The sequence below is a fragment of the Bacillus sp. FSL L8-0654 genome (genome assembly GCF_038629965.1).
GTDB lineage: Bacteria > Bacillota > Bacilli > Bacillales > Bacillaceae > Bacillus > Bacillus safensis.
In genome coordinates, this window is the sequence record NZ_CP152026.1 from 2,087,168 (window position 1) to 2,110,685 (window position 23,518).

At 41.7% G+C, this 23,518-nt stretch carries 29 protein-coding genes and 1 riboswitch; of the genes, 2 read left to right on the forward strand and 27 right to left on the reverse strand.

The annotated features are described in order from the left end of the window. Positions 1–203: 203 nt before the first annotated feature. Positions 204–345: riboswitch (FMN riboswitch) on the reverse strand. 107 nt (positions 346–452) lie between these two features. From MHH65_RS10570 to MHH65_RS10580, 3 genes are all read right to left on the reverse strand, one after another. Then, the gene (locus MHH65_RS10570) at positions 453–797 is read right to left on the reverse strand and encodes a hypothetical protein (RefSeq protein ID WP_008344451.1); all 345 of its coding nucleotides are present in this window, start codon (positions 795–797) and stop codon (positions 453–455) included. Between the two features lie 229 nt (positions 798–1,026). Further along, entirely contained in the window at positions 1,027–1,263 is a 237-nt protein-coding gene (locus MHH65_RS10575; RefSeq protein WP_024422853.1) for a DUF2164 domain-containing protein, read from the reverse strand. A 212-nt stretch (positions 1,264–1,475) separates the two neighbouring features. Continuing rightward, positions 1,476–2,057 carry a TetR/AcrR family transcriptional regulator gene (locus MHH65_RS10580; protein WP_034280371.1) on the reverse strand — a complete coding sequence of 194 codons (582 nt, stop codon included), beginning with the start codon at positions 2,055–2,057 and terminating at the stop codon, positions 1,476–1,478. Between the two features lie 276 nt (positions 2,058–2,333). On the opposite strand from MHH65_RS10580, the gene MHH65_RS10585 reads away from it, so the two are divergent. Then, positions 2,334–3,557 carry an MFS transporter gene (locus MHH65_RS10585; protein ID WP_255290991.1) on the forward strand — a complete coding sequence of 408 codons (1,224 nt, stop codon included), beginning with the start codon at positions 2,334–2,336 and terminating at the stop codon, positions 3,555–3,557. 229 nt (positions 3,558–3,786) lie between these two features. Here MHH65_RS10585 and MHH65_RS10590 read toward each other — a convergent pair whose 3' ends face one another. Beyond that, positions 3,787–4,224, reverse strand: a complete 438-nt coding sequence (locus MHH65_RS10590; protein ID WP_008359679.1) for a peptidylprolyl isomerase — start codon at positions 4,222–4,224, stop codon at positions 3,787–3,789. A gap of 322 nt (positions 4,225–4,546) precedes the next feature. Here MHH65_RS10590 and MHH65_RS10595 point away from each other — a divergent pair, with 322 nt between their 5' ends. Continuing rightward, a complete protein-coding gene (locus MHH65_RS10595) occupies positions 4,547–5,431 on the forward strand; it encodes a DUF1002 domain-containing protein (protein ID WP_024428065.1) in 885 nt (294 codons plus the stop codon). Between the two features lie 38 nt (positions 5,432–5,469). On the opposite strand, the gene lysA is transcribed toward MHH65_RS10595, so the two are convergent. The 23 genes from lysA to MHH65_RS10710 all read right to left on the reverse strand — a co-directional run bounded on the left by lysA (position 5,470) and on the right by MHH65_RS10710 (position 23,425). Continuing rightward, positions 5,470–6,795 (reverse strand): diaminopimelate decarboxylase, encoded by a 1,326-nt coding sequence (gene lysA, locus MHH65_RS10600; protein ID WP_024428064.1) that lies wholly within the window; start codon positions 6,793–6,795, stop codon positions 5,470–5,472. 115 nt (positions 6,796–6,910) lie between these two features. After that, positions 6,911–8,392 carry a spore germination protein gene (locus MHH65_RS10605; protein ID WP_024428063.1) on the reverse strand — a complete coding sequence of 494 codons (1,482 nt, stop codon included), beginning with the start codon at positions 8,390–8,392 and terminating at the stop codon, positions 6,911–6,913. Continuing rightward, entirely contained in the window at positions 8,337–8,945 is a 609-nt protein-coding gene (locus tag MHH65_RS10610) for a stage V sporulation protein AE (protein ID WP_024422859.1), read from the reverse strand. Before MHH65_RS10610 ends, MHH65_RS10605 begins: the two co-directional genes overlap by 56 nt. Positions 8,946–8,951: 6 nt before the next feature. Further along, on the reverse strand, positions 8,952–9,302 hold the full coding sequence (spoVAE, locus tag MHH65_RS10615; RefSeq protein ID WP_007501045.1) for a stage V sporulation protein AE: 351 nt from the start codon (positions 9,300–9,302) through the stop codon (positions 8,952–8,954). Then, complete coding sequence (gene spoVAD / locus MHH65_RS10620; RefSeq protein ID WP_024428061.1) at positions 9,302–10,318, reverse strand: stage V sporulation protein AD; 1,017 nt, start codon at positions 10,316–10,318, stop codon at positions 9,302–9,304. The genes spoVAE and spoVAD overlap by 1 nt, the downstream gene beginning before the upstream one ends. A gap of 12 nt (positions 10,319–10,330) precedes the next feature. Then, entirely contained in the window at positions 10,331–10,783 is a 453-nt protein-coding gene (spoVAC, locus tag MHH65_RS10625) for a stage V sporulation protein AC (protein ID WP_024422861.1), read from the reverse strand. 20 nt (positions 10,784–10,803) lie between these two features. Next, positions 10,804–11,220, reverse strand: a complete 417-nt coding sequence (locus MHH65_RS10630; protein WP_024422862.1) for a stage V sporulation protein AB — start codon at positions 11,218–11,220, stop codon at positions 10,804–10,806. Then, on the reverse strand, positions 11,210–11,830 hold the full coding sequence (locus MHH65_RS10635; RefSeq protein WP_024422863.1) for a stage V sporulation protein AA: 621 nt from the start codon (positions 11,828–11,830) through the stop codon (positions 11,210–11,212). Before MHH65_RS10635 ends, MHH65_RS10630 begins: the two co-directional genes overlap by 11 nt. Positions 11,831–11,944: 114 nt before the next feature. Further along, positions 11,945–12,712, reverse strand: a complete 768-nt coding sequence (gene sigF, locus MHH65_RS10640) for an RNA polymerase sporulation sigma factor SigF (protein ID WP_024422864.1) — start codon at positions 12,710–12,712, stop codon at positions 11,945–11,947. Positions 12,713–12,725: 13 nt separating this feature from the next. Further along, positions 12,726–13,166 carry an anti-sigma F factor gene (gene spoIIAB / locus MHH65_RS10645; RefSeq protein ID WP_024422865.1) on the reverse strand — a complete coding sequence of 147 codons (441 nt, stop codon included), beginning with the start codon at positions 13,164–13,166 and terminating at the stop codon, positions 12,726–12,728. Next, entirely contained in the window at positions 13,163–13,516 is a 354-nt protein-coding gene (spoIIAA, locus tag MHH65_RS10650; protein ID WP_024422866.1) for an anti-sigma F factor antagonist, read from the reverse strand. The genes spoIIAB and spoIIAA overlap by 4 nt, the downstream gene beginning before the upstream one ends. A 161-nt stretch (positions 13,517–13,677) precedes the next feature. Then, positions 13,678–14,865: a D-alanyl-D-alanine carboxypeptidase family protein gene (locus MHH65_RS10655; protein WP_335350904.1), complete on the reverse strand. Its 1,188-nt coding sequence runs from the start codon at positions 14,863–14,865 to the stop codon at positions 13,678–13,680. 125 nt (positions 14,866–14,990) lie between these two features. Further along, a complete protein-coding gene (locus MHH65_RS10660) occupies positions 14,991–15,803 on the reverse strand; it encodes a purine-nucleoside phosphorylase (protein ID WP_024428059.1) in 813 nt (270 codons plus the stop codon). A gap of 11 nt (positions 15,804–15,814) precedes the next feature. Continuing rightward, positions 15,815–16,999, reverse strand: a complete 1,185-nt coding sequence (deoB, locus tag MHH65_RS10665; RefSeq protein ID WP_024422869.1) for a phosphopentomutase — start codon at positions 16,997–16,999, stop codon at positions 15,815–15,817. A gap of 153 nt (positions 17,000–17,152) precedes the next feature. Further along, on the reverse strand, positions 17,153–18,043 hold the full coding sequence (xerD, locus tag MHH65_RS10670) for a site-specific tyrosine recombinase XerD (protein ID WP_098677454.1): 891 nt from the start codon (positions 18,041–18,043) through the stop codon (positions 17,153–17,155). Positions 18,044–18,049: 6 nt separating this feature from the next. Further along, positions 18,050–18,277 carry a YqzK family protein gene (locus MHH65_RS10675; protein WP_024428058.1) on the reverse strand — a complete coding sequence of 76 codons (228 nt, stop codon included), beginning with the start codon at positions 18,275–18,277 and terminating at the stop codon, positions 18,050–18,052. Positions 18,278–18,394: 117 nt separating this feature from the next. Beyond that, positions 18,395–18,847, reverse strand: coding sequence for a ferric iron uptake transcriptional regulator (gene fur / locus MHH65_RS10680; protein WP_003215577.1), 453 nt, complete (start codon positions 18,845–18,847; stop codon positions 18,395–18,397). A gap of 110 nt (positions 18,848–18,957) precedes the next feature. After that, positions 18,958–19,602 carry a stage II sporulation protein M gene (gene spoIIM / locus MHH65_RS10685; RefSeq protein ID WP_024422873.1) on the reverse strand — a complete coding sequence of 215 codons (645 nt, stop codon included), beginning with the start codon at positions 19,600–19,602 and terminating at the stop codon, positions 18,958–18,960. Positions 19,603–19,718: 116 nt separating this feature from the next. Beyond that, the gene (locus MHH65_RS10690; RefSeq protein ID WP_080708052.1) at positions 19,719–20,849 is read right to left on the reverse strand and encodes a S8 family peptidase; all 1,131 of its coding nucleotides are present in this window, start codon (positions 20,847–20,849) and stop codon (positions 19,719–19,721) included. A 111-nt stretch (positions 20,850–20,960) separates the two neighbouring features. Further along, positions 20,961–21,182 (reverse strand): hypothetical protein, encoded by a 222-nt coding sequence (locus tag MHH65_RS10695; RefSeq protein ID WP_024428056.1) that lies wholly within the window; start codon positions 21,180–21,182, stop codon positions 20,961–20,963. Positions 21,183–21,250: 68 nt separating this feature from the next. After that, positions 21,251–21,703, reverse strand: coding sequence for a GNAT family N-acetyltransferase (locus tag MHH65_RS10700; RefSeq protein ID WP_024428055.1), 453 nt, complete (start codon positions 21,701–21,703; stop codon positions 21,251–21,253). Beyond that, positions 21,690–22,871, reverse strand: coding sequence for a TIGR00375 family protein (locus tag MHH65_RS10705; protein WP_041117879.1), 1,182 nt, complete (start codon positions 22,869–22,871; stop codon positions 21,690–21,692). Before MHH65_RS10705 ends, MHH65_RS10700 begins: the two co-directional genes overlap by 14 nt. Further along, entirely contained in the window at positions 22,868–23,425 is a 558-nt protein-coding gene (locus MHH65_RS10710; RefSeq protein WP_024422878.1) for an NUDIX hydrolase, read from the reverse strand. The genes MHH65_RS10705 and MHH65_RS10710 overlap by 4 nt, the downstream gene beginning before the upstream one ends. Positions 23,426–23,518: the final 93 nt, after the last annotated feature.

Consider the following 23,518-nt stretch of genomic DNA (forward strand, 5'->3'; position numbering starts at 1 on the left):
TGTTAGGGACATGTGATCGATTGAGCACCTTCGTCGCTTTTTATGGTCCATACAAGGTAGATGAGGGATCACCTAATAAACACTGCATGCAGTCTATTAACGACAAAATCATACAGAAAGCCCCGGAAAAAATTCCGGGGCTTTGTTTTTTTTGCATCAGAAATAAGACTATGATCAACAAATATTTTTCGTTCATAGCTTTCTTTATCCTTCTCCCATCCAGACTTTCACTGTCGGCTTCAGCTTTTCACTGAATCAACCGTTAATAAATTAACGGGTCACGGGCTGTAAAGCATTTGCTTTATTACCGTCGGTCGGGATTTTCACCCTGCCCCGAAGGATACAATCGATATTTAGCTGTCCTTAGGGGCTATTATAGCGATCCTTGTTGTCAAATGCAACAATCAAGATTTCTTCACACAAAAAAGCCTCCTTATAGGAAAGGAGACATGTTAATTTACGACTTTTACTACTTTTATCAGTCCATCTATTCTTTTTTCATTACTAAAGTAGGCTTTAATACGATCGCCTTTTTTCAGATCGGCCACATCATCTTCAAATTTCTTACCATTAAAAATGATTTTTGTGCCATTCTTCGCTTGACCGTAATATTCATCTCCATCAATTTTCGTAATGGTATATTCATAGATGGTGTAATCTTTATCATTATTTGTTAAGCTTTCGCCAATGGCTGTTGGCACATCTTCAATTTTCATGCCATTCATGTATAAATAACCTGCGCCTAAACAAAGCAGTAAAACAAATAAGATCGCAATTTTTAATTTAATTTTCCCCATATTTAGAACCTCCATCATCTGCACTTCGCCTATTTGTATGTTTTATTCCTTCTTTTATTGAAATAAAACCAAAAAAGCTGATTTTCATTAATGGTTACTTATATAACGATTCAGATGGCCCTTTGGTTCCACCTCTTAATCATTACATATGATACGAATATGCGTTCTTTATTAAGGGGGTCTTTCTCCTGTTTATTAGTTCGTAACACACCATACTGTAAGCTTTTCATTATATTCTTTTTTCGAGTGCAAATAAGTCTTCCTCTAACAATTGTGACCGCTGAACAGCGATGCTGCGGCTGTCGCGAACCCCTTGATTATAGTAGTAGCTTCCAAGGTTTTTTGTGATAAATTCTAGTATATTAATGGCTGCTAATTCACCAATCTCTTCTTCTCGTTCTTCGGCAAAATAACGCTGAATGGCCATCGTCATTTGATTTTTCTCTTCTTTTGTGAGTGGTTTCAAAGTATCCCCTTCTTTCTTTCCGATTTCTTCATTTGCATCTGATGTGCTGGCACCCCGCAAATACGAATGTTTGTTCTCCTATCATATCATAAAAATACATTCTGCGCATGACTGCCCTATAAGAAAAAGCGTATTTTGATGTAATGGATCAAATACGCTTTCACTATGCTGTATGATTTTTTCATGGAAGCTGTCATAGCGTGTTGTCCATTTTATTTTAAAATGGATAGGATCGTCGCTACAGAATGATCTACAAATGAACGCTCTGGACGTGACTTCATGAGGACGGTAAGCCCGATGAAAGAAACGACCAGTGTCTGTGCTAAGGCTTTAGCATTCAAGCTGCTTTCAAGCTCACCCGAGCGAATACCTTGCACAATCTTTTCTTCAAATATGACCGAAAGATACATCTGATGCTCTCTTGTCAGAATTTCAAATTTCTCTTCGTGTGGAGCAAGCTCCACTATCGTATTAATGCAAAAACAGCCTTTACTCGGGCCATCCCTGTATTCCTCTTCCACTACATCTGTAAATAATGTATGAAATGCTTCCTTTACAGATTGATTGTTTTGAAGTTTTGTTCGAATACGGGCTGCATGCTGCTTTGTATATTTGCGTAAGGCAGCCTCAAATAACTCCTCTTTATCTCCAAAGGCTGAGTATAAGCTTGGCCGCTGTATTCCCATTTTTGCAGTCAAATCACTTAACGTTGTAGCTCTATATCCCTTTTCCCAAAAAAGCACCATTGCATCATCCAACGCTTTTTCCTCATCAAACTCACGCTGTCGAACCATCATCAATTCCTCTTTTCAACAATAAAATCATTTCATGATAACATTACCAATCAGTACATTATAATTTTATTTTATTCACGTAAAATTGTCAAACTACCTTTCTGCTTTCAAGATTAACATAGAATAACTGGAATAAATCTTGACTTTAAAACATTTTGTTGGTTATCCTTAACAGGAATCATTTTATACCGATTAGTATATTATACTTTTTAGTACAAAAAAGAAGGGATGTAATGAATGGTTAAAGCTAAAATGACTCCAAGAGATCATCCTGATATGAAAACGGCTCATTTTCGAATAAAGCCTGGATCAAAAATGACTCACTATATGGCACTACTTTTTGCAGCATCGTGCGGGATGGCTGTTGCAAACATATACTTCGCACAACCGTTACTAGATTCACTGGCAGACGAGTTCGGTATCACGTATTCATCCATCGGTATTGTCATTACGATTACTCAGCTTTGTTATGCAGCGGGGCTGCTACTGATAGTACCACTTGGTGATCTGTTGAATCGACGCCGGCTCATCATTGGTCAGATGCTTTTATCTGTGCTTGCCCTCATTCTAGTCGGCATTGCTCCTATCATCGCCGTCCTATTTCTAGGATTAGCAGTGGTCGGACTGCTCGCTGTAGTCACTCAGGTACTCGTTGCGTTTGCAGCAAGTTGGGCTGCTCCAGAAGAGCGCGGCCGTATAGTCGGCTTGGTGCAAAGTGGAATTGTAATCGGTATTCTTCTCGCCCGGACATTTGCCGGTGTATTAACCGATTTTGCTGGCTGGAGGTTTGTTTACCTTGTTTCTGCCGTCATCATGCTTATCCTGACTGGCGTATTGTTCCGAGTGCTCCCGCATGATGACAGCAAAAGAGAATCATTATCCTATGCTGATCTGCTTCGTTCAATGTTTACATTGTTTATACAAGAACGAATTCTCCGCATCCGTGGGATTCTGGCTCTTCTGATTTTTATTGTCTTCGGTACGTTATGGACTTCACTCGTGCTGCCTCTCAGTACAGCGCCATACTCTCTTTCACATACTGCTATTGGCGCATTTGGTCTTGCTGGGGCAGCCGGAGCGTTAGGAGCTGCTCGGGCTGGCAGCCTTGCTGATCGAGGTTTTGGACAGTTCACAACCGGTATAGCCCTTGTCCTCTTATTCATTTCATGGTTTTTCATCAGTTTGACTGAATATTCACTTATTTCATTAGTCATTGGCATTATTATTCTTGACCTATCTGTGCAGGCAGTACATGTGACCAATCAGAGTATGATTTTTACAGTACGGCCTGAGGCGAGAAGCCGGCTTACTGCCGCTTACATGATTTTTTACTCCATCGGAAGTGCGACCGGTTCAATTGTTTCAACCAGCATATACGCAGCCTATGGCTGGAGCGGAGTATGTCTTTTTGGTGCCTCTATCAGCGCTTTAGCCATTTTGTATTGGCTCATCACCTACCGCATAACGAAACAAATCACGGTAGAATCAGAAACAAAATAAAAAAACACCGCGATTAAGCGGTGTCTTTTATTGTTGACAAAGGGCTAAAATGAACTTGATTTTAGCCCTTTGTCTTCTTTTCAGCGTGTTTGAAAACCTTTGAAGTCTAGGAAGGGCGAGCACTGGAACGGAGCGAATTTAACATTCGTGAGTACCGGAGCGCAGACCTGACACCGAATGCAAGGGTTTGTCTACACGCTGAAACACCGCGATTAAGCGGTGTTTTAGATTAAGCATCTACAACTTCAACTTTTTCCATGCCTTGCCCTTGCTCCATATCAAGTACAGCCTCGATACCAGATGTTACCTTGCCAAAAACAGTGTGAACACCGTTTAAGTGCGGCTGCGGGTCATGTACGATAAAGAATTGGCTGCCGCCTGTGTCTTTACCAGCATGTGCCATTGATAATGAACCTCTTTCGTGCTGATGTGGATTTCCTTCTGTTTCACATTTAATTGTGTAACCAGGACCACCCGTTCCATTACCGTTTGGGTCGCCGCCTTGGCTGACGAAGCCTGGGATCACGCGGTGGAATTTTAATCCATCGTAGAAGCCTTCATTCGCTAATTTTTCAAAGTTTGCTACTGTACCTGGAGCAGCCTCTGGGTAAAGTTCAAACTCAATTTTCTTTCCATTCGTTAATTGTATGTATCCTTTTTTTGCCATTTTTCACATTCTCCTTTCAGGTTAAACAACGCTCATTATAGCACATTTTCGGTGATGTTAAACATCCCCTGCTCTTCGATTGTCATTTACCTCTTAACTGATGATTGATAAAATAGGGTTGCTTGATTCTTTTTTCCTAATAAAATGATATTTGACTAAATGACATGTCTTCATTTATCGGAACAGGAACACATCTTAAAAAGAAAATTGAAACGTCAAGCCAATTTGTTACGTCTATATGATGGAGTGCACTACTTTACGTGTACTCAAAAGCTAAAGTTTCTCTTGAAAGAGGAACGCTTTCGACTTGAAGGAGGTCAACATGTTTAAAAAAATGATGCTTGGTATGATGGCAGCGCTCCTTTTCCTAATTGGTGCGCCAAAAGTCAGCTTAGCGGATGCAGCTGTCGGCGATGTCATCGTCACACTCGGGCAAGACCTAACACCGGCTGATCGCCAGAAGGTGCTTGACGAGTTGAACCCACCTGAAAATGCGACAAAAATTGAAGTAACCAATAAAGAAGAGCACGAATATTTAGGAAAGTATATCCCTCGTTCTCAAATCGGGACGAGAGCATTATCATCTTCATCGATCACCATTGAAAAATCAGGTACTGGTCTGACTGTGGATACACACAACATCAAGACCATTACAGATGAGATGTATTTAAATGCTTTAATGACAGCAGGTGTCAAAGATGCCAAGGTTGTCGTGACTGCTCCATTTGAAGTATCTGGTACAGCGGCACTGACGGGCTTACTAAAAGCGTATGAGGTGTCAAGCGACAAAGCCATTCCAGAAGATGTGAAGCAGGTGGCAAACGAAGAGCTTGTGACAACTTCTAAATTGGGTGACTCTATCGGGAAAGATAATGCTTCTGCCCTTATTGCAAAAATCAAAGATGACATTGCAAAAAATGGTGTTCCTAAAACCACGAAAGAAGTAGAAGAAAAAGTGGATCAGGCTGCTTCTGATTTGAACTTAAATCTGACGCAGGATCAAAAAGATCAGCTTGTCTCGCTATTTGATAAAATGAAAAACATCAATATCGATTGGAATCAAGTAGGATCTCAAATTGATAAAGCAAAAGACAAGATTACTAAATTCATAGAATCGGATGAAGGGAAAAACCTTCTTCAAAAGATTTGGGATTTCTTTGTCTCCATTTGGAACGCGATCGTTTCTGTATTCACTGGAGGAAAATAATTCATGAAAAAAGCTGCCTGAACACCAGGCGGCTTTTTTTAAGTAGATGATTTCACTTTTGATTGATATGGTAAATCAAGTTTGACAATGTCCTCATATGTTTCACGCTCAACCACTAGCTGCGCTTCCCCGTCTTCTACAAACACAACAGCTGGGCGCGGGATACGGTTATAGTTGTTTGACATACTATAGCCGTATGCTCCGGTACAAAAGACAGCTAATAAATCCCCTTGTGATAATTCTGGCAGATCGATATCCCAAATGAGCATATCTCCGCTTTCACAGCATTTCCCGGCAATTGAAACCGTTTGATCATGCGTTTGGCTCATTTTGTTGGCACTTGCGGCTTCATATTTCGCTTGATATAAAGCTGGACGAATGTTATCACTCATTCCGCCATCTATCGCTACATAATCACGGATGCCAGGTACATGTTTTGATGATCCGATCGTATAAAGAGTCGTCCCTGCATCTCCAACAAGAGAACGGCCTGGTTCTATCCAAATCTCTGGCATATCGAACTGGTAGCGGGCCACGTTCTCTTTCACAGCTTGGATAATTTTTTCGACATATTCTGTCGCAGGAAGTGGTTCATCCTCTTCTGTATAACGAATCCCAAAGCCGCCGCCTAAGTTTAATACTGTAGAAATAAAACCAAATGATTCTCTCCATTCATCCAGCTTCAAAAAGATTTTATCGGCTGCAAGGACAAAACCAGCCGTATCAAAAATTTGTGAACCGATATGACAATGAACACCTAAAAGCTCGATCACTTCTGACCCAAGCACTTGTTTCACCGCTTCATCTGCTTGTCCATTGTGAAGATCAAAGCCAAATTTTGAATCCTCTTGACCTGTCGTAATGTAATCATGCGTATGCGCTTCGACACCAGGCGTGATGCGGAGCAATACTTTCACTTTTTTTGACAGCTCTTGACCAAGCTGTTCAATGAGCTTCATTTCATAGAAATTATCCACAACAATACAGCCGATCCCATGCTCTAAAGCCATTTTTAATTCTTCTCTGCTTTTATTATTGCCATGGAAATGAATTTTTTCTACTGGGAATCCAGCGCAAATGGCTGTGTGAAGCTCACCGCCTGATACGACATCAAGAGATAATCCTTCTTCTTTGGCAAGCTGAAACATGGCGATGGAGGAAAATGCTTTACTCGCATATGCTACCTGTGCCGTTAATTCTTCTTCTATAAATGCTTTTTGAAAGCTTTTTGCGCGCTCCCGTATTAAAGCCACATCATATACATAAAGTGGTGTCCCATACGTTTCAGCTAAAGAAACAGCATCAACACCACCAATTTCTAAATGACCGAGTTCATTTTGTCTGCAAGTGCCGTGTAAATACAATGTCATTCCCTCTTTCTCCACTTCGGCTGAAAAAAGGCAGCTGCGTGAGCTGCCTTTTGCCGTGTCTCAAAGTTAAAAATACAATATCACAATCTTCAGCCACTTTCAATGAGCGTTAAGAATTTGGCGGAATTTTTGATCTGTTTTGAGGGTGAACGATGCTCGGCCTTACTTTTGAGCCAGGAACAGACGTCCGAATCAGCACTTGCCATAAAGCCTTTCCATTGAAAGGAATGAACGGCCACATATAAGGTGTCTGCAATGAACGAATGGATGTTAAATAAATGATTAACAACGTAAAACCAATGATGAGTCCATTCAGCTTAAAAATTGCCACTAGTGCTAGAATGATGAGCCTTACAATCTTATTGGCGACACTCAGCTCATAGCTTGGCGTTGTAAAGGTACCGATCGCTGCCAGCGAGACGTATAAGATGACCTCTGGTGTAAATAAACCGACATCAATGGCGATTTGTCCAATTAAAACAGCCGCGATCAACCCCATGGCGGTTGACAATGCGGTTGGCGTATGAATGGCTGCCATCCTTAAAAACTCCACCCCGAAATCAGCAAGAAATACTTGGAGAATCACAGGGATATGAGAAGGTTTATTAAACCCAATATAGCTTAAATTGTCAGGCAGGAGATTTGGTTCGAGAATAAAAAGAAACCAAATCGGCAAAAGAAAGGTAGAACATAATATGCCTAAAAAGCGTACCCATCTTAGGAACGTACCAACGGCAGGCGCCTGGCGGTATTCTTCTGCATGCTGAACGTGGTGAAAAATAGTGGTTGGTGTAATGATGACACTAGGGGATGTATCCGTAATGATGATGACATGCCCTTCTAATATGTGGTTAGCGGCAACATCCGGACGCTCGGTATAACGCACTAGCGGAAAGGGATTATATCCTTGCTTAATTATAAATTCTTCAATCGTTTTATCAGACATCGTCAGCCCATCGACTTTGATTCCTGATACTTCTTTTTCTATAATATCTACTAAGTCAGGGTCTGCAATATCTTCAATATAGCAAACACAAACATCCGCTTTTGAACGTTCGCCTACTTTGAGCATTTTGTATCTCAGCTTTTCATCCCGCACTCTTCTTCGAATAAGCGCTGTATTCACAATAATATTCTCAACAAAGCCGTCCCTTGCTCCCCTGACCACCTTTTCTGTATCCGGCTCCTCAGGCATTCTGCCAGGATAGCTTCTAACATCAATGATAAAGGCGTAATTTTCACCTTCTACAACGACTGCTACAAGCCCAGACAGTACTTGATCCACTGCTTCATCCAGCGTTTCTACCTTGGAGACCTGCTGATTGACGAGGCGGTTCTCGACTACATGTGCAAGATCATCGGATTCAGGTTCGTTGTCATTGATTTCGATTAGCTCTTTTAATAAGTAGATAATATACTGTGTATCACACAATCCGTTTACATAGTAAAGCTGGATTTCCTGATCGTGTATATAAATTTTCCGAACACCAAGGTCAAAGCTGAGACCCATTCCGACATTTTCCTTGAAGTAATCTTCATTTTTCTTCGGGTCTCGGTACACGTTTACCTTGTCTTTCTTCATGGAAACCACTCCTTTCTAATATTAATTCCACTGCTTTCATCGTGATTGGAGATCCCTTGCTCAGATCATCTTTCCGTCCCATCTTGCCAATATCTCCAATACCGACAACTAACGGAAGATTGAGGGAGTCAAGACAATACACTGTATCACCGCTCATTTTATGGGGCTCCATTTCGGGAAGACCGTGTTTGTCGACACCGTATTCTGTCAGTTCACCTTCCCTGTCAATGGAGACATGGACCTTTGTCCATTCGGCTTGGTGCGTTTTGGATGCAACTGCAATCGCTCCAATGACTTCGATTTCAGGGTGGCGCGCCACATGTTTCATCGCTGTCTCGCCTGTTCCTTCACCTGTCAGTCCAGAATCATCGAACATCACAAAGACTGGATCATACGGCGTTTTTAAAATCATCTGAACAAGTTCAGGTCCTGTCCGTTTGCTTGGATTTCCTTTTGAGCTGGAAATACATCGTCCGCCAACGTTTTTAGCGGCAAGCTCAATGGTTTTGGCAGCATATATATCTCCGTCTGTCACTAAAATGACTTTCCGTCTTTGCCCCATATTCGGTTATCCTTTCGGTTTAAAGATAAGTGCGATAATAAATGAAAATAAAATCGCAGCTGATATTCCAGCAGAGGTTAATTCAAAGATACCGATACCGATGCCGATGAATCCGTGCACATCTGCCTGATGCATGGCCCCATGAAGCAAGCTATGACCAAAGCTGACAATTGGTACAGTTGCGCCCGCGCCTGCAAATTCAATAAATTTATCATAAATACCGAATCCGTCTAAAATGGTACCTGCCACAACAAAAGTAGTCATGACATGTGCAGGCGTGAGTTTGAGTACATCTAGCAAAAGCTGGCCAATGACGCAAATAAGTCCGCCTGCCACAAAAGCGATAAGATAATCCATTAGCTCTCTCCTCCTGCACGCTCAAATACGACACCGTGCGCAATGGTTGGAATGGTCTCTTTTTGCTGAACCATCATTGGGCTGAGTAACGCCCCGGTTGCCACAACGAGTACTCTTTGCAGATTCCCTGCTTTCATTTCTTGAAAAATATGACTAAATGTCACAACCGCTGAACAAGCACAGCCGCTGCCTCCAGCGAATACGTTTTGGTCGGGTGTATAGATGATTAAACCGCAATCATCGTGCTTTCGCCCAAGCTGAATGCCTTCTTCTTTCAAGAGATCCTTTAAGATCGGTGAACCAATGCCTGATAAATCTCCAGTTAAAATCAAATCGTAATCATCTACTGTTCTGCCTAAGTCTTCTAAATGCTGCTTGATGGTGTCTGCCGCTGCTGGTGCCATGGCCGATCCCATATCAAATGGATCTGTAATGCCAAGATCCATGACCCTGCCTACCGTTGCGCTCGTAATTTGAATTTGAGAGGGTTCTTGGCTGATAATAACGGCTCCGCCACCAGTTACTGTACTTGTTGCTGTATCTGGCTTTTGTCCCCCGTATTCTGTCGGATTACGAAATTGGCGTTCTGCAGTCGCATTGTGACTGCTTGTTGCTGCGATGGCTCTATTTGCAAAGCCGCCATCAATGAGTGCTGACGCAATGGCGACCGATTCCATTGAAGTCGAGCATGCCCCAAACAAGCAGAGAAACGGGATCTTCAGCTCTCTTGCCACATAGTTTGCTGTGACGTTCTGGTTGAGTAAATCTCCAGCCAGCAAAAGATCAATATCGCTTTTTTGCAAATTTGCTTTTGATAAAGCGGTTGATATCGCATCATCCATGAGCTTCCTTTCAGCCATTTCCCAGTTCTTTTGATCACAGTGCATTTCATCGTACGTTTTATCAATTAAATGACCAATCGGGCCTTCTTTTTCTTTTGGGCCTGCAGCAGTTCCTTCTGCATTGACATAAAGCTTGTGCTCAAATACCCAAGATTGTTTACCTGTTAGTTTCACCTTTCATTCCTCCTACGAAAACATCTTTTCCAAGACGTATCGAATGATCCCTACGACATATGCCGAAACGACACCAAATACAATGACGTTCCCAGCGAGTTTAAACATATTTGTGGCAACACCTAAAACAAGCCCTTCACTTTTATGCTCAAGGGCAGCACTTGTCATACTGTTAGCAAAGCCTGTCACCGGGACAGCTGATCCGGCTCCAGCAAACTGGCCGATTCTATCGTAAATACCGATACCCGTTAATAGAGAAGAAATTAAAATGAGGGTCGCCACTGTCGGGTTCCCTGCTGTCTTTTCGTTAAAATCAAAAAAGTGGATATAGAAATGTTGCAGCCCCTCACCTATCAGACAGATTAAACCGCCAACTAAAAACGCCTTAATGCAGTTGAGGACATAAGGAGGTTTGGGCTGATATGTTTTCACCTTAGATGGATAGTTCTCTTTTAAACTCGACACGTGTTGTTCCCTCCAATTGATTAAATATAAATAAGCCAATGAAATAGTGAACCAAATACCTTTCCTAAGACGATGGCCATGAGCAGCAAAACAATTTTCCCGTCCATTCCAATTCTTTTCGTTAATATAGGAAGTACATTTAATACTTCAGTGAGTGCAGCTGCAAGCATGCCGACGAAGATGCCTGATAAAAGACCGACCGGCATCGCCAGCCATTTGGTTAAATGAAGATGTATTTGACTTAAGGTGGCCCAGCCGCCAACAACCGCCCCGCTAATAACAGCCGCCTCGTACCCTTGTATGAAGCGCTGCGTTTTGGTTAATTGCATTAAGCGGGGAATGATGCCAAGCACTGTAAGAAAAGCCACAAATCCTGCTCCGACCGTTAAACCGCCGCCAAGTCCAACGAGTACGACAAAAAGCCACTTACCGATCATGGATATCCTTCAATGTTTCTTTATTTTCATTGAGTGCGACATAATGATCGAGATCGAGCTGATATTTAAACATTTCCACTTCGAGCGGACTTGGTTCTTCATTTAAACGCTTTTTAAATACATGATTGAAAAACAAAATCATGCCAAAACCGAGTCCAAAGCTATATGGAATTTGTAATAAATACGGATGCTCAACCGTTTTCCCTGTGATCATTTCATATAGGCGGATATGAACGAGCCGCATACTGACATCCTCGTGGAAATTCATAATGGCAAGCGCCGCTCCAACAAATAATAGGAGCCATACAAACACAAATAAAACGGGAGAAAGCTGGCGTTTGCCTGTATCAATTTCAACAATGGCCTCAGAGCCGCCAACGGTTTGAATGTCGATATCTGGCCACGTTTTTTTGATCGTTTTGACGACATGCATGATATCAAGAACGGCGATGTGACGATCCTTTTTGCTGACATGATACACCGGCATTTTACTAAGCTTTTGCACAGCAAACTCATCACCAGTGATTTGGGCGATATCCTCTAAATAAATGAGCTGATCAATACCGGTCTTGATTCGATGGCGCAGCCGAATAAAGATTTGTCCGTCCATCCAAGTCACTTCCTATACGATGGGTTAAAAATAGTATGTGGTGAAAAATGGTTCTCATACTGATAGAACTTGATTTACCGGTAATTACCACACAAAAAAAGCCAGCCTAATCGGCTAGCTGTCTTTTTGATCCATTTGCATTTGGATTTGTTTTAAAATTTTCTTTTCAAGCCGTGAGACTTGTACTTGTGAAATGCCAAGTCTCTCTGCAACCTCAGATTGTGTCTGGTCTTTATAATACCTTAAATACACAATAAGTTTTTCCCGTTCTTCTAATTCCTTAATCGCTTCTTTCAGTGCGATTTTGTCAAACCATCTTTCCTCAGAATGATCGGCAATTTGATCAAGCAATGTAATCGGATCCCCATCATTTTCATACACCGTTTCATGAATGGATGATGGCGAGCGCACTGCTTCTTGGGCGAGAACAACATCCTCTGGTGTGATATCAAGGTATTCGGCAATTTCCTGAACGGTCGGCATTCTTCCATGAGACTTAGACAATTCATCCCTTGCCCGACGAATTTTATTTCCGAGTTCCTTTAATGAACGGCTGACTTTGACCGTTCCATCATCCCGAATGAATCGCTGAATTTCTCCAATGATCATGGGGACGGCGTACGTTGAAAACTTTACATCATATGACAAATCAAATTTATCAACAGATTTCAGCAGTCCAATACAGCCAATCTGAAATAGATCATCTGGTTCATATCCCCTATTTAAAAAGCGCTGAACAACGGACCAAACAAGACGCATGTTTTTTTCTACGAGGAGGTCTCTTGCTTGCTGATCACCGTCTTGGCTTTTTTTGATGAGCTCTTTGACTTCATCATTTGACAGCTGGGCTTTTTTAGCTTGCTTTTTTACCTCCACATCCATATGAGCAGCTCCTTTAATTACAAAGCGCTTTGCTTTTTGATAGATGCTTTGTTAAACGGATGGTCGTGCCCATTTCTGGAGATGAGTCCACCATGACATCATCCATAAAATTCTCCATGATGGTAAAGCCCATGCCAGAGCGCTCTAAGTCTGGTTTTGTGGTGAAAAGCGGCTGTCTTGCTTCCTCAAGATCTGTAATACCCATACCTTCATCACGGATGGTGAGGTAAACGACATGATCATCTAATGTGACATGGATATGCACCTTGCCATCTGGATTCCCATCATAGCCATGGATGATGGAGTTTGTCACTGCCTCAGATACGACGGTCTTGATTTCTGTTAATTCATCTAAAGTCGGATCAAGCTGAGCGATAAATGCCGCGACTGTCACCCTCGCAAACGATTCATTTTGGCTTAATGCCGAAAAAGTCAGGTTCATTTCATTTCTCATGATGCCACCCCCAATGTTTGCAAAGCCGTTTGCTCTGAAGGCTCCATTCGAATGATTTTAAACAAGCCAGACATATCAAATAACCGGTTCACCGCTGGCGAGATGGCACAGACGACCATTTCCCCGCCAAGCTGCTTAATTTCCTTATATCTTCCTAAAATCACTCCGAGTCCAGAGCTGTCCATAAACGATAAATCAGCCAGATTCAGCACAATGTGGCGAATGTCCTCTGTTTCCAAATAATTCGTCACCTTTTGTCTCAATGTTTCTGCGGAGTGATGATCGAGCTCTCCTGTTAACCGAATGCAAAGTACGCTCTCTTTTACTTGAAAATCAATACCAAGGCTCATTTTTTATTCCTCCTTGCTCTAATTTCGGATAAAGAGTGTTTCTCTTTTTTATGAAATAAATCCTTCACCATGACAAAACTAGTGACCATTCGTCACATTTAGATGTTCTTTTCTTTTTCCTCATAGCAAAAAGACTGCCAATTACAGCAGCCTTTCGCCTTTTATTTCCATTTTACAAAATCAGCCATCGCCCGTTTGAAGAAAGTCCAAACGCCTGCCTTTTCCATTCCTTCTTTTGCTTCTACAGGACTTTCATGAAGCACTTTTCCGTCTTTTTTCAAGACGATCGTACCAAGTTCCGTTCCTTTTGAAAATGGAGCCTTGACATCATGAGACAATTTGATTTCTTTTTTGATCTGATCCACATTTTCGCCTTTTTTCGTTAAAAGGGAGATCGGTTCAGAAGTAACGAGCTGAATGTTTTTCTTTTTCCCTTTGCTCACTTTGATCTCCGCCACATCTTGCCCTCTTTTGTAAAGCGGATGAGTCGTATATTGACTAAATGCGTAATCTAACATTTTGACTACCTGAGCGTTTCTGTCTTTCGGAGTGCTTGCGCCGAAGACAACCGCAATGACGCGCATGTTGCCTTTTTTAGCAGATGCAGTTAAACAGTATTTCGCTTCACCTGTAAAACCGGTTTTTACCCCATCGACACCTGGATAAAATTTAATCAGACGGTTTGTGTTGACAAGCCAGAATTTTTTATCTGTGTTTTGCCGTAGATAGTCTTCGTAGACACCTGTGAATTTGGTGATTTGTTCATATTTCAACAGCTCTTTTGCCATTATTGCCATATCGTGAGCTGTGCTGTAATGGTCTTTTTCAGGAAGTCCTGTTGGGTTTTGAAAGACTGTTGAGTTGAGGCCAAGCTCTTTCGCCCTTTTGTTCATCTGCTCAACGAACTGTTCTTCAGATCCTGCAATATGCTCTGCCATGGCAACTGAAGCATCATTTCCTGACGCAATCGCAATGCCTTTCAGCATTTCTTTCACGGTCATTTCTTCTCCTGGTTCAAGGAAGATTTGTGAGCCTCCCATGGACGCTGCATAGTCGCTCGTTCTGACCTTGTCTGTCATTTTTAGTTTACCCTGATCAATGGCTTCCATGATCAGAAGCATCGTCATGATTTTGGTCATACTTGCGGGTGCAAGCTTTTCATCGCTGTTTTTGTTGTAAAGCACCTTTCCCGTGTCTCGTTCTATTAAGATCGCTGATTTGGCTTCGTGTGCCAATTCTGATGTTTGTTTTTCTCCTGGTTTTTCAATCTTTTCTTTTGCTGTCGCTGATGGTGAAACCATTGAGATAAGGATCATTAAAATAAACAATGCACATATATGACGTTTCAAGTGGCAGACCTCCATTATCGTAATCCTTTCTATTTTTTCCTCATACAGGCTGTTTTATTCAGAGATCGTATGATTACAAATAAAAAAGCCTTCTGCTTGGGTAGCAGAAGGCTTCTGGACACATGCTATGAAAGTTGTTTGACAATGTCTTTTACTAAATCAAGAAAACTCGCTTTCACTTTTTCCGTTACTTCGATCACTTCATCATGAGACAGCGGCTGATCCAAAATACCAGATGCCGCATTGGAAATGCATGAAATGCCAAGCACTTTCATTCCTGCATGACGCGCAACAATAACTTCTGGAACTGTCGACATGCCAACAGCATCTGCTCCAAGTGTTCTTAAGAAACGAACTTCAGCAGGTGTTTCATATGAAGGGCCTGTCATCCCTGCATAAACCCCTTGCTGTACAGATATGCCTAAACGCTGGGCTGTTTCTTCTGCAAGTGCCAGCAATTCTTTATCGTACGGTGCAGACATATCAGGGAAACGAACGCCTTGACTATCATTTGGACCAATTAATGGATTGGTTCCCATCATATTGATATGATCTGTGATCAGCATGAGATCTCCTGGACGGAATGACGTATTCACACCGCCGGCTGCATTTGTGACAATGCATGTGTCAATGCCAATTTCTTTCATCACACGGACAGGAAACGTCACTTGCTTCATATCATATCCTTCATAGAAATGAAAACGTCCTTGCATCGCGCAAACGACAGTGCCTTTCAGCGTTCCGATCACGAGCTGCCCTGCATGTCCCTCTACTGTTGAAACAGGGAATCCAGGAATATCTTCATATTTTATTTTGATTGGATTTTCAATCTCTTCTGCTAAAATGCCAAGCCCTGATCCTAAAATCAATCCAACTGTTGGTACATATGTCGATGCTTGTTTAATGTATGCCGCCGCTTCTGAAAACTGTGCTCCCACGAGATTTCCCCCTATTTAAGTTTAGATAAAAAACTTGTTCCATATTTTGGCATCGCTATCTTGAAATTATCTGCAACGGTTGCCCCAAGATCAGCAAACGTTTTTGCTGTTGGCAGTTCATTTGCTTCCTGATGCTTTTTGCTGTAAGCAATGAGCGGAACATATTCTCTTGTATGATCTGTTCCGTGATGAACCGGGTCATTACCATGATCTGCTGTGATCACAAGAAGATCATCCTCTTTTAACAGGTCAAATACTTCAGGAAGACGTGCGTCAAATTCCTCTAATGCTTTTCCATAACCCTCTGGATCTCTTCTATGTCCGTAAAGAGCGTCAAAATCAACAAGGTTTAAAAAGCTGAGTCCTGTAAAGTCTGTTTTAAGTGTATCGACCAGCTTGTCCATTCCATCCATGTTTGATTTTGTTCTAAGAGATGATGTGATCCCCTCACCGTCATAAATATCAGAGATTTTTCCGATCGCAATGACATCGAGTCCATCATCTTTCAGTTCATTCATGACTGTACGGTCAAATGGTTTTAACGCATAGTCATGACGGTTTGGCGTTCTAACAAATGCGCCAGGCTCTCCGACAAACGGACGAGCGATAATCCGTCCAACCATATATTTTTCATCTAATGTAAGTTCACGGGCAATTTCACAAATACGGTAAAGCTCATCTAATGGCACAACTTCTTCGTGCGCAGCAATTTGCAGCACAGAATCCGCAGATGTATAAACGATTAAATCGCCTGTTTTCATATGCTCTTCGCCAAGCTCATCTAAAATTTCCGTACCAGACGCAGGTTTATTTCCAATAATACCTCGGCCAGTTTTTTCTTTTAGTTCATTTAATAGTTCATCTGGGAATCCTTCTGGAAAGACTTTGAACGGTGTGTCTATGTAAAGACCCATGATTTCCCAGTGTCCTGTCATTGTGTCTTTACCGTTTGATGCTTCTTGCATTTTTCCATAGTACGCAAGCGGTTTTTCATCCGCTGGAATTCCTTTGATTTCTTTAATATGACTCAGCCCAAGCTTCGCCATATTCGGCATATGAAGCCCGTTCATTTTTTCAGCAATATGTCCAAGTGTATCTGCACCTACATCATTAAAATCAGCAGCATCTGGTGCTTCCCCAATTCCTACTGAATCCATGACGACGAGGAAAATACGTTTATACTGATAATCAGGCATTAAAAAGCGCCTCCTTCAATATTCTTGTCTTTTGACCTTACAAACAGTGAGAGGTCAGACATCTCAAGTATAAACCGTTTACAAGCCAGTTGACAACCATAAACGGTGTAAACATGAAAAAGCATGACACCCGTTCACTGTGTCATGCTTTACTTATGCCCTTGGATGGAATTTGTGATACACATCTTTCAGTCTTGTTTTCGTCACATGTGTGTAAATTTGTGTTGTTGAGATATCGGCATGTCCGAGCATCTCTTGTACGGCTCTTAAGTCCGCACCGTTTTCAAGCAGGTGTGTAGCAAATGAATGTCTGAGCGTATGAGGTGTCAGTTCCTTTTGAATCCCTGCTTCGATGGCTCGTTTTTTTAAGTTCTTCCAGAAGCCCTGGCGCGACATTTTTTTCCCGTGATGATTGAGAAATAGGGCATCGGACGGCTGTTTTTTTAACAGCTTGCTTCTTCCCTTTTCGAGATATTCTTCAATCGCGCTTGCAGCAGCTTCACCGATTGGCACAATACGCTCTTTTCTTCCTTTTCCAAAACAACGGACAAAGCCCATTGTGAGGTGTACATCGGCAAGGGTCAGATCCAGCATTTCACTGACGCGAATGCCTGTTGCATATAAGAGCTCAAGCATCGCTTTGTCTCGGTAGTCAAAGGGAGTGTGCTGATTTGGTGTATCAAGCAGCTTTTCGACCTCTCCTAATGATAGAACTTTCGGTAAAGTCCGCTCTGTTTTTTGCGTTTCAATGTTCCATGACGGGTCATCCGTTGTCACTTTTTCCCGAAGCAGAAATTGATGAAAGGAACGAATCGATGATAGATGCCGTACAGACGTTTTACTCGATTTCCCTTCATCTTTTAGCTGCTTTAAATAATGAATGATATGCAGACGCGTGACATCGCTAATATCCGTCAGCTGTTCATGTGTCATTAAAAAAGACAAGTAGTTTTGTAAATCTCTTTTATAAGAAACAATGGTATTTTCAGAGAGTCCTCTCTCTACGGTCATAAAATGAATAAAGTCGGATAATTGATCGTTCAATGATTTCTACTCCCCGTTTTGATAAAAATAAATCAATCGATCTTGCCAATTGTCTTGATTCGGCTGATCCATTTCCATCACTTTAATTGCTGCACCCTCTGGTTTATCATAACGATGGTAGCTTTCATATTCTGAATTTATCCATATCATAGCATAATAGAACAGGACGGTAAAACCAGTGAACAAGATAAATACTTTGATCACTTCACCTGTTGTTTTGAGCCATTTTCGCATGATCTTCAAGTCCTTTCTCACCTTCTCATTACTTCAGCATATGCCAGGTGGGACAAGGAATATACAGCGAAAATGCAAAAAACCTCTTCATCTTAAATGAAAAGGTTCCAATTCGGATTATTTGCCGGATTCATCATCATGACACCGGTGGCAAATACCATGGAATGTCAATCTATGATCCTTAATTTTAAATTTCCAGTCACGTTCAATAATCTCTTCGACATCTTCTAATAAATCATCTTCTATCTCATCGACTGTTCCGCATTCCATGCAGACAAGATGATGATGGAAGTGAGCGGCTCCTTCTTTGCGAAGATCATATCGCGAAACGCCGTCTCCAAAGTTAATTTTATCAACAACTTTCAGTTCAGTGAGCAATTCTAACGTCCGATAAACAGTAGCAAGACCAATTTCAGGAGACTTCTCTTTTACGAGGAGGTATACATCTTCTGCACTTAAATGGTCTTCTTCATTCTCAAGCAGTACTCTTACTGTGGCTTCACGCTGTGGCGTGAGCTTGTAGCTGGAAGAATGAAGCTGTTTCTTAATTCGATCAATCCTATTTTCCATTGACTTTCCCTCCTACGCCACATTACTTGATCATTATATCAAATGATGTGCTGAGAGCCAACTATAATCATTTTAAATTGATAAATAAATTGATTATTAATTAATAACAATTATAAAAGAACACCTGCCAGCTTTTTCATCAGCATGAATGATATGTACGATTCAAAAAAAGACGAAAGTGCAGCAAGCGCTAAAATCATCAGCAGAACAGATGCATACCGGCCAAACCACTGGACGGGTGCTTGACTGATGGTTTTTTTCATGAAGAGCTGTCCAATGAGACGGATGGAAAACGCAATCGCACAAGTGCCAATTACTAAATAGGCTGGAATGAGCAAAATGTTTTGCGGAAGCACCGATACGAACGAGAGAAAAAATCCACTCAGCCCCATTTGATTCACGAGAAAACCAACAGTAAACCCAACAACAATTCCTTTTAAAAAGATCATAAGAAAGATAAGCGGCAGACCAACGATGGAGATTCCCAGAATCCACATAAGGCCTAAATATTTCATATGATGCAGGAAGCTTTGTAAAAACATTTCTTTTGATTCTGCTGCTTTCTCATTTGTCAGCTGACCAAAAAATTGATTTAAATAATAGAATAAATCCTCTTTCTGGCTGAATGTCATGCTATTGACAATGATGGCCCCGAAGATCACACCCATTAAAAAGAGTACAGAGACAAATAAATAAATCGAGAGATGATCTTTTACGTGCTGAAGAAGATGCTCCTTCCAAGACTTTTTCCGCATGTGTCTTCCTCCCAAATAGTAAGGTTACTAGATTCTATGAGAGAGATTACGAAACATGACAGTTTTATCGAAAGAAAAAAGAGAAAGCAGCCTGCTCACTGCTTTCTCTTTTTCCTTTATCGAGCGGCTTTTTGTACATTCACAAGCCCGGCACCATAATAAAAAGGTTCTCCAAGCTTTGTCGCCGTTTTTGACAATCTCTCGCGTACTTCATCGTTTGTCAGATTCGGATGTTTTGATAGAATGACAGCCGCAGCGCCCGCTACATGCGGTGATGCCATTGACGTTCCGCTCATGTAGCCGTATTCGTTATGAGGAATGGTGCTCAGCGTTGAAACGCCTGGTGCTGAGACTTCGATTTCCTCGCCAACAGATGAATCAAAGGCTCTTTGCTTTTTTTGGTCAACAGAGGCAACCGCCATCACTGAGCTGTATTTAGCCGGATAGTCAATCGTATTGAGAGAGCCATAGCTTCCTTCATTCCCTGCAGAAGCCACAATGAGAATCCCTTTATCATACGCTCGATCTACCGCTTCTTTCAGCGCCTCAGATTCACTTGCTCCCCCCATACTAATATTGATGACATCCATGTCATTCTCAATGGCCCATTCAATCCCTTTTATGATCCAGCTATAGTAGCCGTCACCATTTTCATCTGCCACCTTGACAGCATAGATAGAAGCTTTTGGCGCAACACCAACGACACCTACCTTATTATCTAATGCGGCAATTGTGCCTGCCACATGCGTTCCATGTTCATGCGGATCAACAAGCGGATCAGACTCTGCCGGTACAAAGCTCACCCCGCCAGTGACATGTAAATCCTCATGTTTACCGTCGATGCCGCTGTCAAGAACGGCTACTTTGACATTCTGTCCAGCGTATCCTTGTTTATGTACCTTTTGTGCTTTGATGCTTTTGATGCCGTATGGAACAGTTTGACCGCTAGTTTTTGCTTTTTGGTCTTCCTCGATGAAGGTCACTTCTTTTGCTTCATTCAGTTTCTTTTTCGAAGTCTCATTCAATGACACTTTCATCATATCTATTTGCTCTATGGATTCTTTCACATGCCCGCCAGCTTCTTCTACAAGCTGTTTTTGGGTTTTGTCTTGAACGGAAGAAGAAAAGCCGATCATGTACTCTTTTTTTGCTTGCTCCTTTGCAGAAATATCTGACGCGCCAAACATGACCGATGCCACAAGCACACTTGCCATACAAAGCCCTGCTCCAAATGACTTGACGTTCACGATACTCACTCTCCCTTTCGTTTCTTTTTGTCATTTAACTACATTTTTAGACAAAAAGAAACGACCGTTTGTCCTATTTTTTAAAATTTTTCCATTTATTTGATCTAGTTGTCACAAAAAAGCAAAATAAAAATGCTTATGATCCTCTTGATAGTGATCATAAGCATTTCGTCCTTTATGTTTTTTCATCATATGCTGCAAGGCTTCTTGTTTTGTTTTTGTCTTCCTTTCGTGTGTGCTAAAATGCGGCATGTTTCCTCTCGACAGTTCTGGATTTCGGCTGTGCTGCCTTTGGATATGCTCTCGTTTTTTCTTTGCTTTGCTTTTTCCCATTTGGCAAAACCCCTTTCGTTGACGTTATGATACACGATGTTTCATAAAAAAGATAGACGTATACACGTCTATCTTTCTGTTTTCACCATATCAAGATGCGGAATCCCATCTTCATCATAAACATCTGAGACGGCCTTGAAACCAAATGATTCGTAAAATGACTTCAGGTAGGCTTGCGCCTGTATTTTGACAGTTGTTTCACCTAATTCACTAAGCTTTTCTAAAGCCTTGATGAGCAGCAGCTTTCCATAGCCTTTTTTCCGGCCCGCCTGCGTCACAAGAACGCGGCCGATGGACGCCTCTTTGTACATGATCCCGTTTTGGAAAATTCGGCAATACGCCACAATGACGCCGTTCTCTTTTGCGATGAGATGAAGCGCTTCTTGGTCCCTGTGATCAATTTCAGGGTAAGGGCATGTTTGTTCTACAACAAACACGTTGACTCTTTCCATGAGAATTAAGTAAAGATCCTCTTTTGACAATTGTTCAAATGTGTGACATGTCCATTTAATGTGACTCATGATTGATATCCACCTTACCGTACACTCCGCCTCCACCAGCGATGAGTCCGACTTCGCCCTTCCTTGCTTTGATGATGTAGCCCGCTGTCTTTTCTGGCAGAACGGCTTTTAGTTCTTGTTCTGTTGCTTGATGTAAAATATTCATCTCTGTGTGAAACACGGCTTTTAGCTTCTCCAGTGTTTTAGGTCCAACTCCCGGAATAAACTGAAGCGGAAGCTGATGAACATAAGGAGGTCTCATTCTTTTTTCACTTTCTTGGTCAGCAAGCTCTTCTAAACGTTCACTTACTCCTTTTGTCATCCGTGTATGTCCGCATACATGGCACTCTTTTTGATCTGGTGCGTGAGGTCTAACCCCGCATTTCTCGCAGGTCGTATGATAATACTTCCCAAGCCGCGGAGCAAGTCCATAATTTCCTGTGACAGCTCTGCCATCTTTTTCTTCAAGGGCTAGCTTGAATTCGGCAAAAGAGGCATGATCCATTTTGATTTTTGTATATTCCCGCGCGATTTTCCCTAAAGAATGAGCATCTGAATTCGTTAAAAAGGGATACCGGTTCAGCTCACTCAACTGGGACGCCATTGACGTATCACAGCTAAGACCAAGCTCAACAGCATCAATAAGGTCAGGATCAAATACTTCCGTTAAAGAAGTGTTGACCCCTTTGCCGTATAGACTTTTATGCGGCGTAAAAATATGAGCAGGAATAAACAAACCTCCCAGCTCCTTAACCTTACGCTGAAGTGTTTTCCCATCAACATAGAGGCGCTGTGAACTCAAATGCACATTTTTCATATGAAGCGAAAGCCATGCGGAAAACTCAGACATTTTGTGTAGTGTGGGCATAAATGCCAGCACATGAATCGGTCCCTTTGAATGGTCATCATTGATTTCTAATTCACTGCCTAAAAGCAGCACTGTCTCTCCAAATGATAGACCGCCGTCATTTAGTTCAGTGTACCTGCCTTCCTCTACACCTTCTATTAATTCTTCTAGGACTTCTGGAGATTGTGCATCAATCACACCAATCATCCCCATCCCTTTACTTTCTGCTGCTTCAATAAGAATTTGATCAATTGTCAGTGACCTTGCACCTGTAATTTTGACAGCTCTGCCTGTTCTTGTTCTGCCAATATGGATATGGATGTCTGCAAAAAATTCCTTCATTTTGTTGACTCAAGTACCTCTTGCAGTTGTAAGTACTGAATGGCATAGGCTGTTTTTGCATCATAAATATGCTGCTCTTCAATGAGGTGCAAGGCTTCTTCTAATGAAACTTCCATTACTTCGACAAATTCATCTTCATCCAGCTCTCTTTTTTCTTCAAGCGGAACTAGCTGATCTGCTAGATAGATGTGAACAATTTCATCTGCAAAACCAGGTGATGTATAAAAGGCCGTCAGCTTTTGAAGCTGCTGAGTTGTATATCCTGTTTCTTCTTCTAATTCTCTTAATGCTGTATGTGCCGGCTCTTCCCCTTTTTCTAGTTTTCCGGCCGGAATTTCAACGATGGCTCTCTCTAGTGCTTTACGGTATTGTTTGACCAAGATGATTTTATTTTCGTCTGTACGTGCAATGACGGCTACTGCACCAGGATGTTTAATGATTTCGCGTTTGCCTTGTTTTCCATTAGGCAATTCTACATCTTCAAGAACCAAATCAATGATTTTTCCGTTGTATAATTCTTTAGACGATAATGTTTTTTCTTCAAAGTCCTTCAATTTTGTCAGCTCCTCGTTCTACTTTCACTTTTTACTTCATTTATTTTAACATAGATGATTTAAGAGAAGCGAAAAGCGAAACGCTTGCTTCAA